Raw genomic sequence first — 16,957 nt, forward strand, 5'->3', positions numbered from 1 at the left:
CCTTTTCTTCAATACGAACACCTTACTGCGCGGCGTTGCGCTGCAGCTCGAACACCACATCCACCTGATCGTCGAAGTGAATGCTTTGCTGCTCATAGGTTTGCGCCGCGTCGCTTTCCGCCGCCGCACCGGCCGCCTTATACATCCGCGCCACCGGCATCGGCTGGTAGTTGGCAACCCGGTAGCGAATGCTGTACACCGGCCCCAGCTTGGCGTGGAAGCCTTTGGCCAGGGATTCGGCCTGCTGAGTCGCGTTCTCGATCGCTTTTTGCCGCGCCTGCTCGCGATACACGTCCGGCTTGGCGACGCCCAGCTCCACCGCGCGGATCTCGTTCAGGCCGGATTTCAGCGCGCCGTCCAGCAGCTCGTTCAGCTTGTCCAACTGACGCAGGGTCACCTGCACCTGACGCACCGCCCGGTAGCCCTTCAGCACCGACTCGCCGGTTTTCAGGTAGTCGTACTCCGGCTGGGTGCGCAGGTTGGCGGCGCTGATGTCTTTCTTCTCGATGTTATTTTTCTGCAGGAAATCAAAGTACTGCGCTACGCGCTCGTCCACCTGCTTCTTCGCTTGGGCGGCGTCTTTGGAGGAAACGCTCACTTCGATCGCCAGGGTGGCGATATCCGGCGTGGCGTCCACGCTGGCGGTGCCGGAGGTGACGACGTGCGGCCCTTCAGGCACTTCAGCCGCCTGCAGCGCCATCGGTAACGTCCCTAATCCGACCATTGCGGCCATAGCCAATGCTTTTAGCTTCACAGTGTCTCCTTAATGACAGGCTGTCTCTGATCGCCGGCTTTTCCCTGTGAGAACCGCCGGATTCCTGGCATCAAACGTAGCATATCGCGCGGCGTTTTGAATTCGGATTAGTGGCAAATTCTTATAAATTTGCCCCCTGCCAGGCCAGCTGCAGCGCGATGCCCCACATCACCAGCCCGACCAGCGCGTTGATGATGCGCTGCGCCCGCTGGGTGTTCAGCCACGGCGCCAGCCAGGAGGCCAGCAGCGCCAGCCCGAAGAACCACACCGCCGACGCGCTGGCCGCGCCGAGCGCGAACCAGGAGCGCACGTCCGCCGTCAGTTGCCCGCCCAGGCTGCCGAGCACCACAAAGGTATCCAGATAAACGTGCGGGTTCAGCCAGGTGACCGCCAGCATGGTGACCACGAGGCGCCAGCGGCTCTGCGCCAGCTCCTGCGCCGCGGCCTGCGCCGGTTGCGGGCTGAAGGCGGAACGAAACGCGCCCCAGCCGTACCACAGCAGAAACGCCACCCCGCCCCAGGTGACCAGCGCCAGCAGCAGCGGCGAGCGGGTCAGCAACGCGCTGCCGCCGAAAATCCCGGCGCAGATCAGCACGATATCGCTCAACGCGCACAGCGAGGCGATCATCAAATGATACTGGCGGCGAATGCCCTGATTCATCACAAATACGTTCTGCGGGCCCAGCGGCAAGATCATGGCGGCGCTCAGGGCAAAACCCTGCAGGAAGACGGCTAACATGGGGATTCCTCGAATGATAAAAGGCGCCGGATGAGGGCGCGTGTCGGTCAACACGCGCATCATACGAGGAAGCGATCATTAGGTGAAATTGATGTTTCTAATCCAGTATCAGAGATGCTAATACTTAAATCGGTGTGACGAACCCCAGCTCCTGCGAGATGCGTTGCGCAGTGGCCAGCACCGGTTTAATCAGGCTTTTGACGCCGATTTGCTGCAGCTTGGCGGTCGGCAGAGAAACAGACACCGCATAGGGCACGCGCTGTTGAATATCGAATACCGGCGCCGCCACGCAGGAGACCCCCAGCTCGTTTTCTTCGCGATCCATCGCCATACCGCGCTGGCGAATATCGGCCAGTTCCTCATACATTTTCGGCAGCTCGGTGATGGTATTGCGCGTCAGCGTCTGAATCTCCTGCTGATGGCTCTGCCAGTAGTGGGCCGGGTAATCGTCGTTGCCGTAGGCCATGAAGATTTTACCCATCGCCGAACAGTACAGCGGCATATGCTGGCCGATATAGGCGCGGGTGCGCATCATGCCGGTAGTCGGCTCCAGCTTGTAGATCAGAATGACGTGGTCGTCTTCGCGGCTGGAGAAGTTGACCGTCTCACCCACTTCCAGGTTCAGCTGTTCCAAATGCGGCGCGGCCACGTGAATGATATTGAGTGACGACAGCGCCTTCTGGCCGATGGAAATGAACTTGGTGGTCAGGCGGTAGCTGCCCGGCGACGGCGCCTGGGTCACATAGCCGCTGGTGTGTAACCCCTGCAGCAAGCGGTGCACCGTGCTCTTGTTCATGCCGGCCAGCTCGGACAGATGCGCCAGTGGGCATCCATTGGGGAAATTGCTCAGGATCTCAATCAACTGCAAACCGCGGAACAGGCTTTGGCTGCCCAGCGGTTTGTCTTTCTTGTCATCTTTCTCGTCGACGGCTTTCAGGCTCATAGCGAAAATCTCTCCAGTGTCGAACCGCCAACCGGCGCTGCGGCGAAGTCAGCAGGCTCTTTGCCGGGCATGTTACCCCAAGGCCTGCATCACGTGAAGACGGAACGCCGTTTCATTGTCCGCAGCGGGCCAAAAATCCGCAATATTTCCCCCGCATTGAAGTGAGCCATCGGTCACACTTCCGCAAAGTAAAAAATAACCCATTGTTTAATAAAAACAATTAAAACTTCATCACCTTTGATTTAGCGCAACGAACGTCATATTATTTTTGAAATTGAATTTCGCATATTGAAATTTAAAGACCAGATACTCACCAGCGGTTTGGCTAATTTGCCCGGCATCTTCGCTCGGGCGCAACACCAGGGGCGCATCACATGACTATGGATAATGCGGCACAACTCATCCTTACCCTTAGCCACATCGTCAAACGATTTGGCGGCAACGTGGCGGTCAACGACGTCAGCCTGCAGGTAATGCCGGGCGAGGTTCTGGCGCTACTGGGCGAAAACGGCGCCGGCAAATCGACGCTGATCAAAGTGCTGGCGGGCGTCTACCCGCGCGACGGCGGCGATATTCGTTTTCAGGGCGCAAGCATCGCCTCCGCCGCCGCCATAAAAAGCGCCAGCCGCCAGCCGATCGCCTTTATTCATCAGGATCTCGGCCTGATTGAATGGATGACGGTGGCGGAGAACATGGCGCTGGTGATGGGGTTTCCCCGCCGCTTTGGGTTGATCGACTGGCGCGCCATTCGCCGCCAGGCGGCGCAGGCGCTCCAAGACGTCGGTATCGCGCTCGATCCCGATGCGCGCGTCTTCGAACTGTCGCGCACCGAAAAATCGCTGCTGGCGATCGCCCGCGCGGTGGCGGTCAACGCCGAGCTGCTGGTGCTGGATGAACCGACCGCCTCCCTGCCCGCCAACGACGTGCGCCATCTGTTCGCCGTGATCAACCGGCTGCGCGCCAAAAAGGTCGGCATGATTTACGTCACCCACCGCCTGGACGAAGTGATCGAAATCGCCGATCGGGTCTGCGTAATGCGCGACGGGCGCTATGTCGCCGGCGGCCGCACCGCCGACTACTCGCTGCGCGATCTAGTGCAAACCATCGTCGGCGAAGCGATGGCGGACGATCAGCGCGAACCGCTGCCGGAACATCGTCCGCCGGTGCTGCAGCTCGATAGCGTCACGGTAGGCGACATCGGCCCGGTGAGCTTCGATTTGCAGCCGGGCGAGATGCTGGCGCTGGCCGGCCTGCGCGGGGCCGGGCAAGAAGAGATTGGCCGGCTGCTGTTCGGGTTGCGTCAGGCCGACGGCGGCGCGATTCGGTTTCGCGATCGGCCCTATCAGGCGAGCTCCCCGCAGCAGGCGATGGCGTGCGGCGTTTCGCTGGTGGCGGGCGATCGCACCGGCGAAAGCCTGGTGATGTCGATGAGTGTGCGTGAAAACCTGTTTATCAACCCCTGCGCCAGCGGCCACCGGCTGCTCTCCCGCTACGGGCGGCGAGCGGAGATCGGCGCCAGCTGGTGGAAAGTGCAGCTGTTCGACGTGCGCCCCAAGGACGTCAATATCGATATCAGCGCACTGTCCGGCGGCAACCAGCAAAAGGTGGTGATGGCGCGTTGGATGCACCTGGGGGCGCCGCTGCTGATCCTGGAAGATCCCACCGCCGGCGTGGACGTCGGCGCGCGAGCGGAAATCTACCACCTGCTGAATAAATCCCTGGCGGAAGGCGTGGCGGTGCTGGTGATCTCCAACGATTTCGAGGAGATCGCCCATATTTGCAACCGCGCGCTGGTGTTCAACCGCGGGAAAGTGGTCGGCGAGCTGAAAAATCAGCAGGTGTCATTCGCCAATTTATTGGAGCTGGCCTCTGCCAGCACCGGGGAAAGCGTCGCAATCACGTCAGAATCCGAGGTAGGCCATGTCTAAAACATCCGTTAAATCAACCGCGCTGGAGCAGCGCGTCAGTCTGGCGCAGGACGGCGCCGGCCCGTGGCTGATGCAGGTTCTTACCCGCTATGGCCTGCTGCTGCTGTGCATCGCGCTGGTCGTGCTGTTCTCACTGCTCACCCCCTCCTTCGCATCGATGTTGACGCTGCAGGCGATCCTGTCGAGCAAGGCCAAAATCGCCCTGTTGGCGCTGGCGGCGACCATCCCGATGATCGTGGGCAAGATCGATCTTAACGTCGGTTTCGGCATTGTGCTGTGGCACATTCTGGCGATCACGCTGCAGGTGGAATACGGCTTCTCCTGGCAGATGGCGGTGCTGACGGTGCTGGCGATCTCGGCGCTGTATGGGTTGCTGAACGGCATTCTGGTGGCGCTGGCCGATATCGACAGCTTCGTCGCCACTCTCGGCTCCGGCACCGTGCTGTACGCCATTGCCCTGTGGCACTCCGGCGGGCGGCAGATCGTCGGCGACTTGCCGGATGCCTTTATCGCGCTGCACCACACCGAGATCGCCGGCATTCCGATCGTGGCGTTTTACGTGCTGATCGTCGCGGTGGTGCTGTGGCTCATCACCGAACACACCCCGCTCGGCCGCTGCATGTATGCGGTGGGCGGCAACCCGGCGGCGGCACGCCTGAACGGCATCTCGGTCAACCGCTTCACCATCGGCGCTTTCATCGCCTCCAGCGTGCTCACCGGTTTCAGCGGCGTGTTGATCGCCGCCGAACAGGGCGTCGGCCAGGCCAGCGTCGGCATGGACTATCTGCTGCCGGCGCTGGTCGGCGCCTTCCTCGGCAGCACCACCATTCGCCCTGGGCGCGTCAACGTCTGGGGCACCGTGGTCGGCATCGCCATTCTGGCTATCGGCATCGCCGGCATTCAGCAGTTCGGCGGTGAATTCTGGGTCGAGCCGCTGTTCAACGGCGCGACGCTGTTGCTGTCGATCACCCTGGCCGGCTATGCCCAACGCCGCCGGCTGCTCAATCAGAAAGCGGTACAACGCAGCCAGGCGACGCCGGCTGACAACAACAATCAGACAGCGACCCACCCTTAAACCAGGAGCACACCATGAAACGCATTTGGCTGTTACCGGGGTTCACCACATTATTGCTCGCCGCATCGCCGGCCTGGGCCGACGCCTATCTCGATCAGGCCACCGCCGCCGTCGCGAAGGCCACCGCCAGCGCCACCCAGTGGGACGGCCCCACCAGCGGCCCGCAGCTGCAGGCCAACAAGAAGATCATTTTTATCGCCTCCGACATGAAGAACGGCGGCGTGCAAGGGGTGCAACAGGGGTTGAGCGAAGCGGCGAAAGCCGCCGGCTGGAAGCTGGAAACGCTCGACGGCGGCGGCTCGGTGAAAGATCAGCTGGCATCGCTCAATCAGGCCATCGCCCAGAAACCGGACGGCATCGTGATCGGCGGCTGGAACCCTAACGTCGCCAAGATCCCGCTGAAAAAGGCCGTGCAGCAGGGTATCGTGCTGACCGCCTGGCACGCGGTGCCGGAACCGGGCCCCATAGCCAAATACAACGTGTTCTATAACGTCACGTCGGACTCCAACGAAGTGGCGCGCATCGCCGCGCAATACGCGGTGGTGCAGTCCGGCGGCAAGGCGAGCGTGCTGATCTTCACCGACTCGCTGTACCAAATCGCCTTGGACAAGGCCAACGTCATGAAAGAAGAGATCGCCAAATGCAGCGGCTGCACGCTGCTGGAATTCATCGACACGCCGCTGGCCGATACCGCCAACCGCATGCCGGCGATGACCTTCAGCCTGCTGCAGAAGTACGGCGACAAATTCCAATATGCGCTGGCGATCAACGATCTGTACTTCGACTTTATGGCGCCGGCGCTGAAGACCGCCGGCAAAGGCGGCAAGAACGCACCTTACAACGTATCGGCCGGCGACGGTTCAATCTCCGCTTACCAGCGTATCCGCTCGGGCGACAGCCAGTCGGCGACGGTGCCGGAACCCTTGAAGCTGCACGGTTGGCAACTGCTGGACGAATTCAACCGCGCCTTCGCCAAGCAGCCGCCTTCCGGCTACGTCACCCCGGCGCATCTGGTCACCCGCGACAATATCGCCGCCGACGGCGGCGCCAATAACCTGTATGACCCGCAAAACGATTATCAGGGCCATTACAAAGCAATCTGGGGCGTGAAGTGAACGGCGATTCATTGCGCACGCACGCCCGGCTCGAGCGCCTGTGTTCGCCGGCGATCTGGGCCGAGGGGCCGGTGTGGCTGCCGCAGGAGGATGCGGTGGTGTTCAGCGACGTGAAAGGCAATCGCATGTTCCGCTGGTCGCGCCGGGGTGAGCTAAGCCTATACCGCTCGCCGTCTCACTACGCCAACGGCAATGCGCGCGACGGCGAGGGACGCGTGATCAGCTGCGAACACGGGCGGCGCGGCATTAGCCGCACCGAAAGCGATGGCGAGGTACGCCTGTTGATCGACCGCGTCGACGGCAAGCGCTTTAATTCGCCGAACGACGTGGCGGTGCGCTCCGACGGCACCCTATGGTTCACCGATCCGCCCTACGGCATCATCGGCGACGAAGAGGGTTACAAATCGGAAAGCCAGGTGGTCGGCTGTTATCTCTACAGCTTCGATCCGCGCGACGGTTCGCTGACCATCGCCGCCTGCGACCTGCAGCGCCCGAACGGCCTGGCGTTTTCACCGGATGAAAAATGGCTGTACGTTGCGGACATGTCGATCGTGGATTTTCCGACGCAGGGCCGCCGCGAGCTGCGCGTCTATGCGGTCAACGGCCGCGAGCTGGAAGCCGGCCGCCGTTTCGCGACGGTGGAGCCCGGTTTCCCGGACGGCTTCTGCGTCGATCGGGCCGGCAATCTGTTTTGCAGCTGCGCCGACGGCGTGCTGGTCTTTGATCCACAGGGGCGACAGATCGACAAAATCAGCGTGCCGGAACGCGTCTCCAATTGTACCTTCGGCGGCCCGAACGGCGATGAGCTCTATATCACCGCCACCACCTCGCTCTACCGCATGGTGCTGAACACCCGCGGTTAGCCGGGGCCTCGCAAGACGCAGGGTGGGTTTCGATCCGCCCTGCTTTGTCGCGTCTGAAGCACGTCATTCCCACCAAAACGTGGCGGCGATCACAAAACCACTACTCAATTTTAACGTCATGTTTTTCATTAATAATTTTACTCCCTCTTGCTTTGACTTCCCTGAACCGCCGGGATAGCATTTATTTGAAATGCAATTTCGTATATTGAAATTTAGCGAACCAAAAACAGACGATTCGCACAGGCGGAGAACCGGCATGAGAGTGAGTTACAGCGAGTTAAAACAGCAATTCAAACGCGTGCTGCTGGCGCGCGGCGTGGAGGAAAACACCGCCGACGACTGCGCCGGCATGTTCGCCGACACCACCGCCAGCGGCGTTTACTCCCACGGCGTTAACCGCTTTCCGCGCTTTATTCAGCAGTTGGACGCCGGCGATATCGTGCCGGACGCCGAACCCAGCAAACTGTTGTCTCTGGGGGCGATCGAGCAATGGGATGCGCACCAGGGCATCGGCAACCTTACCGCCCGCCGCATGATGGATCGCGCCATGCAATTAGCCGACGATCATGGCATCGGCCTGGTGGCGCTGCGCAACGCCAACCACTGGATGCGCGGCGGCGGTTACGGCTGGCAGGCGGCGGAGAAAGGCTATATCGGCATTTGCTGGACCAACTCGATCGCCGTGATGCCGCCGTGGGGCGCCAAAACGTGCCGTATCGGCACCAACCCGCTGATCGTCGCCGTGCCCGGCAACCCGATCACCATGGTGGATATGTCGATGTCGATGTTTTCCTACGGCGCGCTGGAGCTGAACCGGCTGGCGGGTAAAACCCTGCCGGTGGACGGCGGCTTCGACAACGACGGCCACCTGACCCGCGATCCGGCCACCATCGAAGAGAACCGGCGCATTTTGCCGATGGGGTATTGGAAAGGATCGGCGCTGTCGATCGTGCTGGACATGATCGCTACCCTGCTGTCCGGCGGCGCCTCGGTGGCGGAAGTGACGGAAGATCACCGCGACGAATACGGCGTCTCCCAGGTGTTCATCGCGATTGAGATAGACCGGTTGATCGACGGCGACAGCCGCGATCAAAAACTGCAGCGCATCATGGATTACGTCACCAGCGCCGAACGGGACAACCCCGACGTCGCCATTCGCCTGCCGGGCCACAAGTTCCCGCGCATTCTGGAAGAAAACCTGCGCGACGGCATTCCGATTGACGAACGAGTCTGGGCGCGCATTCAGGCGCTGTAACGGGAGGATCATCATGATATTCGGCCACATCGCCAACACCGCGCCCGAGCAGTATCCGAGGCCGGTCGCCAACGCCGTCGCCTATCTGCAACGCACCGATTTCAGCGTCTTGCCCGCAGGGCGCTATGAAGATCCCGCCACCGGCTACGTGGTACAAGTGCTGGATCTGCATACCCAACCACCGGATGCGCTGCGCCCGGAAGTGCATAGGCAAAACGTCGACGTGCAGTTTCTGGTCAGCGGCACCGAGCTTATCGGCGTAGCGGCGGACAGCGGCGACAACGTCGTTCATCAGGAGCTGCTGGCGCAGCGCGACATCCTGTTTTATCAGGACGTGGCCGACGAATCCTGGCTCACGATGCAACCCGGCAACTTCGCGGTATTTTTTCCGCAGGACGTGCATCGCCCGGCCTGCATTAACCAGCGCCCCAGCGCGATACGCAAGGTGGTGGTGAAGATACCGCTGGCGTCGTTTAGCGCCTGATCGGCCGCAACACCCGTAACGATAACAACACCGGTCCATGGGGCCTGTGCGGGCGCCCTTGCGCCCAAACCAAGCAAAACAATAACGCCCGACCCTACAAAAAAGCGAACATCGAAAGAGGTCCTTATGAATACAGCCTCCGTTTCCGTCAGCCAAAGCCAGGCGATACCCAAGCTCCGCTGGCTGAGGATCGTGCCGCCGATCCTCATCACCTGCATCATTTCTTACATGGACCGGGTCAATATCGCCTTCGCCATGCCCGGCGGCATGGATGACGAACTCGGCATCACCGCCTCGATGGCCGGGCTGGCCGGCGGCATTTTCTTCATCGGTTACCTGTTTCTGCAGGTGCCCGGCGGCAAGCTGGCGGTATACGGCAACGGCAAGAAATTCATCGGCTGGTCACTGTTGGCCTGGGCGGTGATCTCGGTGCTGACCGGCCTGGTCACCAACCAATACCAGCTGCTGTTCCTGCGCTTCGCCCTCGGCGTTTCCGAAGGCGGCATGCTGCCGGTGGTGCTGACCATGATCAGCAACTGGTTCCCGGATAAGGAGCGCGGCCGCGCCAACGCCATCGTCATCATGTTCGTACCGATCGCCGGCATCCTCACCGCCCCGCTGTCGGGTTGGATCATCACCGCCTGGGACTGGCGCATGCTGTTCCTGGTGGAGGGGGCTCTGTCGCTGGTGGTGATGGCACTGTGGTACTTCACCATCAGCAACCGGCCGCAGGAAGCCAAATGGATCTCGCAGGCGGAAAAAGAGTATCTGGTGAAGACCCTGCACGACGAACAGCTGCTGATTAAAGGAAAAACGGTGCGCAACGCCTCGCTGCGCCGGGTGCTGGGCGACCGGATCATGTGGCAGTTGATCCTGGTGAATTTCTTCTACCAGACCGGTATCTACGGCTACACCCTGTGGCTGCCGACCATTTTGAAAGGGCTGACCCACGGCGATATGGAGCAAGTGGGCCTGCTCGCTATCCTGCCCTATATCGGCGCCATCTTCGGCATGCTGATCATCTCCACCCTCTCCGATCGCACCGGCAAGCGCAAAGTCTTCGTCGCCCTGCCGCTGGCCTGCTTTGCTGCCTGCATGGCGCTGTCGGTGCTGCTGAAGGATCACGTCTGGTGGTCTTACGCTGCGCTGGTCGGCTGCGGCGTGTTTATTCAGGCGGCAGCCGGGGTGTTCTGGACCATCCCGCCCAAATTGTTCAACGCCGAAGTGGCCGGCGGCGCGCGCGGCGTGATCAATGCGCTGGGCAACCTCGGCGGCTTTTGCGGCCCGTATATGGTCGGCGTCCTGATCAGCCTGTTCAGCAAGGACGTCGGCGTCTACAGCCTGGCGGCTTCGCTGGCGATCGCCTCCGTGCTGGCGTTGATGCTGCCCAATAAATGCGACCACGGCGCGAGGAACGAATGATGGAATATTGGCTGGGGCTCGACTGCGGCGGCACCTTCATCAAGGCGGGATTATACGACCGCCGGGGCCATGAACACGGCGTTGCGCGGCGCAATCTGGCGATCGTCGCGCCGCAGCCCGGCTGGGCCGAGCGCGATATGGCATCGCTGTGGCGCACCGCCGCCGACGTGATCCGTGAAGTGCTGTCCGCCAGCGGCGTCGCCGCCGGCGCCATCCAGGCCATCGGCATCTCGGCGCAGGGCAAGGGCGCATTTCTGTTGGATAAGCAGGGGCAGCCGCTGGGCAACGCCATGCTCTCTTCCGATCAGCGCGCGCTGGCGCTGGTGCAGGAATGGCAGCGACAGGGCGTGCCGCAGGCGCTGTATCCGCAAACGCGCCAAACGCTGTGGACCGGGCACCCGGTCTCGCTGCTGCGTTGGCTGAAGCGGCATCAGCCGGAACGTTACGCCCGCATCGGCAGCGTGCTGATGGCGCACGACTACCTGCGCTATTGCCTGACCGGCGAGCTGGCCTGCGAAGAAACCAATATCTCCGAATCCAACCTGTATCTGATGCGCAGCGGACGCTATGACCCGGCGCTGGCGCAGCTGCTGGGTATCGGCGACATCATGCCCGCCCTGCCGACGATTGTCGGTTCGGCCGATATCGCCGGGCGCGTCGCGGCAAACGCCGCGGCCATCACCGGCCTGCAAACCGGCACCCCGGTGGTCGGTGGGCTGTTCGACGTGGTGTCCACCGCGCTGTGCGCCGGCCTGCAGGACGAAACCCGGCTCAATGCGGTGATGGGAACCTGGTCAGTCACCAGCGGCATCACCGACGCCATCGTCGAGGGTTTCGATCATCCCTTTGTCTATGGCCGCCACGCCGAAAGCGGCCAATACATCGTGCATGAAGCCAGCCCCACGTCCGCCGCCAACCTGGAATGGTTCTGTCGCCAATGGGGGCTGCAGGACTACGGCCAGCTTAACCGCTGGGTCGCCGCCCTGCCGAAAGCCGCCGGCGATCTGCTGTTCGCCCCTTTCCTGTACGGATCCAACGCCGGCCTGGGGCTGAGCGCCAGCTTCTACGGCCTGCAGGCCTTCCACCAGCGCGAGCACCTGGTGCAGGCGATCTACGAAGGCGTGGTGTTCTGCCACATGACGCACCTTAACCGCATGCGCCGGCGTTTCCCTGAGGCGCAGGCACTGCGCGTGACCGGCGGCCCTGCCAAATCCCTCCCCTGGATGCAAATGTTCGCCGACGTCAGCGGCCTGCCGGTGGAGCTGCCGCAGGTGGAAGAAACCGGCTGTCTGGGCGCGGCGATGGCGGCCATGGTCGGCAGCGGCGCCTTCAACGATTTCACCGCCGCCCAGCACCGGCTGGCGCCGCGTATCGAGCGGCTGCTGCCAGATGCGGCCGCCGCTGAAGCTTACGACAACAAACACCAACGTTATCAGGCACTGATTGCTGCATTGCAAAATCTGCAGCCCGCCAACAAGGAGGCTCCATGAGCACGAAACCGCGCCTGCAGTTGGCGCTCGATCAAACCCGTTTGGATACGGCGCTGCGCACCGCCGAGACCCTCAGCCCCCATGTGGACATCATCGAGGCCGGTACCATTTTGTGCATCAGCGCCGGCATTCAGGCGGTTAGCGCGCTGCGCGAGCGCTGCCCGCAGCACACGCTGGTGGCCGATCTCAAGGTGGCCGACGCCGGCGCGACGCTGGCCGAGCAGGCTTTCGGCCAGGGCGCGGACTGGATGACGGTGATCTGCGCCGCGCCGTTGGCCACCATGGCCAGCGCGCGGGAGGTCGCCGAGCGTCACGGCGGTGAAATCCAGATCGAACTGTTCGGCCGCTGGACATTGGAGGATGCACGGCAATGGCGCGGCCTCGGCATTCGCCAGGCGATCTATCACCGCGGCCGCGACGCGCAGGCCAGCGGGCAAACCTGGGGCCGGCAGGATCTGGATCGGATGAAGGCGCTGTCCGATCTGGGCATCGAACTGTCGGTGACCGGCGGCATTACGCCCGCCGACCTGCCGCTGTTTAAAGAGATCGCCGTCACCGCCTTTATCGCCGGCCGCGCGCTGGCCGAAGCCGGGGATCCGCCGGCGGCCGCCAGGCAGTTCCGCACCGCCATCGATGACATCTGGAGATCATGATATGCGTCAGCACCCGTTGGGAATTTACGAGAAGGCGCTGCCGAAACACCTGAGCTGGCCCGAACGCCTGGCGCTGGCCAAGGCCTGCGGCTTCGACTTCGTCGAAATGTCGGTGGACGAAAGCGATGAACGCCTGGCGCGCCTGAGCTGGAGCAAAGCGCAGCGCCTGGCGCTGGTGGACGCCATGCTGGAAACCGGCATCCGCATCCCGTCGATGTGCCTCTCCGGCCACCGGCGCTTTCCCTTTGGCAGCCACGATCCGGCGCTGCGCCAGCGCGCCTTCGACGTGATGGAACAGGCCATTAAGCTGGCCCAAGACGTCGGTATCCGCACCATCCAGCTGGCCGGCTACGACGTGTATTACGAAGAGCAGGACGAGGGGACGCTGGCGCGCTTTAGCGAAGGCATGCAGTGGGCGGTAGAACGTGCCGCCGCCGCCCAGGTGATGCTGGCGGTGGAAATTATGGATACCCCCTTTATGAACTCGATCGGTAAATGGAAAGCCTGGGACGCCCTGCTGGCCTCGCCGTGGTTCACGGTGTATCCAGACGTTGGCAACCTCAGCGCCTGGGGCAACGACGTGCCGCGCGAACTGGAGCTGGGCATCGATCGCATCGCCGCCATTCACCTGAAAGACACCTACCCGGTCACCGCCGCTTCGCCGGGGCAATTCCGTGACGTGCCGTTTGGCGAAGGCTGCGTCGACTTCGTCGAGGTGTTTCGCACGTTGCAGCGCCTCAATTACCGCGGCGCATTCCTGATTGAGATGTGGACAGAAAAAGCCGAGGAGCCGGTGGCCGAGATCGTTCAGGCCCGCCGCTGGATCGAACAGAAAATGCAACAAGGGGGCATGACATGCTGACTCAGTTAAAACAACAGGTGCTGGAGGCCAATCTCGATCTGCCGCGCCATAAGCTGGTGACCTTTACCTGGGGCAACGTCAGCGCGGTGGATCGCGAACGCGGCCTGGTGGTGATCAAGCCTTCCGGCGTTGAATACGAGCATATGACGGCGGAGGATATGGTGGTGGTCGATCTGGCCAGCGGCCGCACCGTCGAGGGGGCAAAGAAACCGTCGTCGGACACCGCCACCCATCTGGCGCTGTACCGCGAATTTGCCGATATCGGCGGCATCGTCCACACCCATTCCCGCCACGCCACCATCTGGGCGCAGGCCGGGCTGGACATCCCCGCCTGGGGAACCACCCACGCCGACTATTTTTATGGCGCTATCCCCTGCACGCGCCTGATGACCCAGGATGAAATTGAGCACGATTACGAACTGGAAACCGGCAAGGTGATTATCGAAACCTTCCGCCGGCGCGATATCAATCCCAACGCTATCCCAGCGGTACTGGTCAACGCCCACGGCCCCTTCGCCTGGGGCAAAGACGCCCACAATGCGGTGCATAATGCGGTGGTGCTGGAAGAAATTGCCTACATGGGCATTTTCTCACGCCAGCTGACGCCGGGCATCCACAGCATGCAGCGCGAACTGTTGGACAAACACTACCTGCGCAAACACGGCCAAAACGCCTACTACGGGCAGTAGCGCGCCAGGGCCATAATCGTTGCGCCCGATGCTTTGCCGCATCGGGTGCCAGCGGGCATGAGGCGCAGTGATAACGATAACCGCATTCGCCCATCGGCGAAAAATTCGCTATCATCCGCACCCACCTTCCAGCCGGCCGCCCAATGTCTACTGTCACCGATACCTTTATCGCACCGCCATGCCATGACCAAATAGAGATCCTCTATCAGGACGATCATCTGGCGCTGATCAATAAGCCGGCCGGGCTGCTCAGCCTGTCGGGCAAGAATCCGCAGAATCTCGATTCGGTACACCATCGGCTGGTACAGATCTTCCCCGGCTGCACCCTGGTGCACCGCCTGGATTTCGGCACGTCCGGCTTGATGGTGGTGGCCCGCAACAAGGCCGCCAACGCCGCGCTCTGCCGGCAGTTCAGCGAGCGCACCGTCGGCAAAGTGTACAGCGCGCTGCTGTGCGGCCATCTGGCGGATAACGAAGGGGTAATAGACGCGGCGATCGCCAAAGATCCGGCGCTGTTCCCGCTGATGTCGATTTGCGCCCTCCACGGCAAGCCCGCCCGCTCCCGCTATCGGGTCGTCGAGCGCTTTTATCGTGAAGCGGAGGGCGGGATCTCGCTGCCGCTGACGCGGGTGCAGCTCATCCCGGAGACCGGGCGCACCCACCAGCTGCGTATTCACAGCCGGCAGTTGGGCCACCCTATTTTAGGCTGCGATCTGTATGGCGGGCGACTGCTGCCGGGTACCGAACAGACGCCGCGGCTGATGCTGCACGCCAGCGAGCTGGACTTTGTGCACCCCATTAGCGGGGAGCGGATCGCCGCTCGTCACGCCGCGCCGTTCTGAACGCGGCTTACCACATCAAATCGTCGGGCACTTTAAAGTCGGCGTACGGATCGTCTTCATCCTGTTCTTCCTGACTCAGCGCGCTGTGCAGCACAATGCTGGCCGCATCGCGCTGCGCGATTTTATCGGCGACGCTCGCGGGGATAATCGCGTATTCACACTCTTCCCGGTTCTCGACCACCAGGCGTGCAATGGCGAGGCGGCCATTGATCAGCTGGGTTTGCGTCGCCTTATCCACCAGGATTTTCTTGATCAGGTTACCGTCGGTGAAGTTGAAACCGATATCGCCTTTCGCCAGAACGATGCGGTTCATTTCGATCAGCTGTTTCACCTGCGCCTTGTATTCTTTGGACAGCGCGGCCTGCTTTTGCTGCTCGTTCAGCTGCTTATCGCGCTCAAGCTGCGCCTTTTTATTCTCTTCCACCGCCTCTCTGGCCTCGCGGGCCTGAACGCGTGATTTTTTAGCCGTTCTTTGGACTTTGGCCATTTTCTTGCTGGTTACCAAGCCCGCTTTGAGCATCTGCTCTTGTAAGGTGAGTTTTGTCATGTTCGTGTCTGAAGCCGTGGGATCATGGGGGGATTATACCCGTAATTTTTCAGGCTGCACCAGGTTGCCGGCCCGGTACGTTGGCGGTTTGCGCCGCAGGGCGACGGCGGCCAACCGGCCCGAACGCCAGATCATGAATAGCGCTCATGTGGTAATGAAATTAAGTCTCTTTCACTCCCACCGGGACTCTGGCAAAAATAGACCTCATTAACGACAGACAATATGAAATCGGCTGAATAAAAAAAGAGAAAAACAACCCATTGAAAGAAATGGATAAATCCAGCCTTCATATCATATAACAGGATACTATAAGACGATGAATAGAGACTTTGCCTTTACGATTAAGAGCAGTTCTTTCGATGAAGATTATAACCCTTCTAAAAGTACGCGTATCACCACCAACTTCGCCAATTTGGCCAGAGGGGAAAACCGCCGGGAGAACCTGCGCAACACGCTGGTGATGATTAACAATCGCTTCAATTCGTTGGCGCATTGGGATAACCCCAAGGCCGACCGCTATTCGGTTGAGCTTGACATCATTTCGGTGGAGATGCGCGTTGAAGATCAGGGCGCCAGCTTCCCGGTGATCGAAATCCTGAAAACCAACATCATCGATAAAAAAACGCAAAAGCGAATTGATGGCATCGTCGGGAACAATTTCTCGTCTTACGTGCGCGATTATGACTTTAGCGTCTTGCTGCCGGCGCACAATAAAAACACGGCGGAATTCACTATCCCGAATGATTTCGGCGATTTGCACGGCAATATCTTTAAGCACTTCGTCAATTCAAACGAATACCATGAGAATTTCAGCAAACCGCCGGTGATCTGCCTCAGCGTCTCCAGCAAAGACACCTATCATCGGACGGGCAATCAACATCCGGTGTTGGGCGACGAGTATCGGCAAGACGGCGCTTCGCTGACCGACCGGTATTTTAAAAAAATGGGCCTGCAGGTGCGCTATTTCATGCCGAAAAATAGCGTCGCGCCCCTGGCGTTTTATTTCCCCGGGGATTTGCTGAGCGATTACACCGATCTGGAGCTGATCGGCACCATCAGCACGATGGAGACCTTCCAAAAAATCTATCGGCCTGAAATTTACAATGCCAACTCGGCGGCGGGGCAATGCTATCAGCCAAGCCTCAATAACCAGGACTATTCATTAACCAAGATTGTTTACGATCGCGAAGAGCGTAGCCAGTTAGCGATTGAGCAGGGGAAATTTACGGAAGAGCAATTTATCAAACCCTACAAGCCCATTCTTGAGCAATGGTCTGCTCACTACGCGCTTTGATT

The 16,957-nt window shown here is 60.9% G+C and carries 17 protein-coding genes; 13 read left to right on the plus strand and 4 right to left on the minus strand.

All coding sequences use genetic code 11. The features are described 5' to 3' along the window. Positions 1 to 22 precede the first annotated feature (22 nt). From SSARUM_RS19625 to SSARUM_RS19635, 3 genes are all read right to left on the minus strand, one after another. A complete protein-coding gene (locus SSARUM_RS19625) occupies positions 23 to 754 on the minus strand; it encodes an oxidative stress defense protein (RefSeq protein ID WP_025160209.1) in 732 nt (243 codons plus the stop codon). 121 nt (positions 755 to 875) lie between these two features. Next, positions 876 to 1,493, minus strand: coding sequence for an arginine exporter ArgO (argO, locus tag SSARUM_RS19630; protein WP_033649428.1), 618 nt, complete (start codon positions 1,491 to 1,493; stop codon positions 876 to 878). 124 nt (positions 1,494 to 1,617) lie between these two features. After that, a complete protein-coding gene (locus SSARUM_RS19635) occupies positions 1,618 to 2,436 on the minus strand; it encodes an IclR family transcriptional regulator (RefSeq protein ID WP_033649427.1) in 819 nt (272 codons plus the stop codon). A 374-nt stretch (positions 2,437 to 2,810) separates the two neighbouring features. Between SSARUM_RS19635 and SSARUM_RS19640 the strand changes: the two genes are divergently transcribed. The 12 genes from SSARUM_RS19640 (at position 2,811) to SSARUM_RS19695 (ending at position 15,114) form a co-directional block, all read left to right on the plus strand. Then, the gene (locus SSARUM_RS19640) at positions 2,811 to 4,364 is read left to right on the plus strand and encodes a sugar ABC transporter ATP-binding protein (RefSeq protein ID WP_060431087.1); all 1,554 of its coding nucleotides are present in this window, start codon (positions 2,811 to 2,813) and stop codon (positions 4,362 to 4,364) included. Continuing rightward, entirely contained in the window at positions 4,357 to 5,439 is a 1,083-nt protein-coding gene (locus tag SSARUM_RS19645; protein ID WP_016930014.1) for an ABC transporter permease, read from the plus strand. Before SSARUM_RS19640 ends, SSARUM_RS19645 begins: the two co-directional genes overlap by 8 nt. A gap of 14 nt (positions 5,440 to 5,453) precedes the next feature. Further along, positions 5,454 to 6,554, plus strand: coding sequence for an ABC transporter substrate-binding protein (locus SSARUM_RS19650; RefSeq protein ID WP_060422097.1), 1,101 nt, complete (start codon positions 5,454 to 5,456; stop codon positions 6,552 to 6,554). Beyond that, positions 6,551 to 7,417, plus strand: a complete 867-nt coding sequence (locus SSARUM_RS19655; RefSeq protein ID WP_060431089.1) for an SMP-30/gluconolactonase/LRE family protein — start codon at positions 6,551 to 6,553, stop codon at positions 7,415 to 7,417. The genes SSARUM_RS19650 and SSARUM_RS19655 overlap by 4 nt, the downstream gene beginning before the upstream one ends. A gap of 256 nt (positions 7,418 to 7,673) precedes the next feature. Next, a complete protein-coding gene (gene yiaK / locus SSARUM_RS19660; RefSeq protein WP_060431091.1) occupies positions 7,674 to 8,672 on the plus strand; it encodes a 3-dehydro-L-gulonate 2-dehydrogenase in 999 nt (332 codons plus the stop codon). A gap of 13 nt (positions 8,673 to 8,685) precedes the next feature. Next, positions 8,686 to 9,156, plus strand: coding sequence for a NanQ anomerase/TabA/YiaL family protein (locus SSARUM_RS19665; protein ID WP_060431093.1), 471 nt, complete (start codon positions 8,686 to 8,688; stop codon positions 9,154 to 9,156). Between the two features lie 126 nt (positions 9,157 to 9,282). Beyond that, entirely contained in the window at positions 9,283 to 10,578 is a 1,296-nt protein-coding gene (locus tag SSARUM_RS19670) for an MFS transporter (protein WP_033654042.1), read from the plus strand. Beyond that, entirely contained in the window at positions 10,578 to 12,068 is a 1,491-nt protein-coding gene (locus SSARUM_RS19675; RefSeq protein WP_060388358.1) for an FGGY-family carbohydrate kinase, read from the plus strand. The genes SSARUM_RS19670 and SSARUM_RS19675 overlap by 1 nt, the downstream gene beginning before the upstream one ends. Further along, positions 12,065 to 12,721, plus strand: coding sequence for a 3-keto-L-gulonate-6-phosphate decarboxylase UlaD (ulaD, locus tag SSARUM_RS19680; protein ID WP_033649415.1), 657 nt, complete (start codon positions 12,065 to 12,067; stop codon positions 12,719 to 12,721). The genes SSARUM_RS19675 and ulaD overlap by 4 nt, the downstream gene beginning before the upstream one ends. Before the next feature lies 1 nt (position 12,722). Further along, a complete protein-coding gene (locus SSARUM_RS19685) occupies positions 12,723 to 13,583 on the plus strand; it encodes an L-ribulose-5-phosphate 3-epimerase (protein WP_060388357.1) in 861 nt (286 codons plus the stop codon). After that, positions 13,577 to 14,272, plus strand: coding sequence for an L-ribulose-5-phosphate 4-epimerase (araD, locus tag SSARUM_RS19690; RefSeq protein ID WP_033649413.1), 696 nt, complete (start codon positions 13,577 to 13,579; stop codon positions 14,270 to 14,272). The genes SSARUM_RS19685 and araD overlap by 7 nt, the downstream gene beginning before the upstream one ends. 143 nt (positions 14,273 to 14,415) lie before the next feature. Then, complete coding sequence (locus SSARUM_RS19695) at positions 14,416 to 15,114, plus strand: RluA family pseudouridine synthase (protein WP_060388356.1); 699 nt, start codon at positions 14,416 to 14,418, stop codon at positions 15,112 to 15,114. 7 nt (positions 15,115 to 15,121) lie between these two features. Here the strand turns inward: SSARUM_RS19695 and SSARUM_RS19700 are convergent, their stop codons facing one another. Beyond that, positions 15,122 to 15,661, minus strand: coding sequence for a DUF2058 domain-containing protein (locus SSARUM_RS19700; protein WP_033635867.1), 540 nt, complete (start codon positions 15,659 to 15,661; stop codon positions 15,122 to 15,124). A gap of 316 nt (positions 15,662 to 15,977) precedes the next feature. On the opposite strand from SSARUM_RS19700, the gene SSARUM_RS19705 reads away from it, so the two are divergent. After that, the gene (locus tag SSARUM_RS19705; RefSeq protein WP_060431097.1) at positions 15,978 to 16,955 is read left to right on the plus strand and encodes a DUF1852 domain-containing protein; all 978 of its coding nucleotides are present in this window, start codon (positions 15,978 to 15,980) and stop codon (positions 16,953 to 16,955) included. The last annotated feature ends 2 nt before the right edge of the window (positions 16,956 to 16,957 follow it).

It is taken from the genome of Serratia sarumanii (assembly GCF_029962605.1).
Classification (GTDB): Bacteria; Pseudomonadota; Gammaproteobacteria; order Enterobacterales; family Enterobacteriaceae; genus Serratia; species Serratia sarumanii.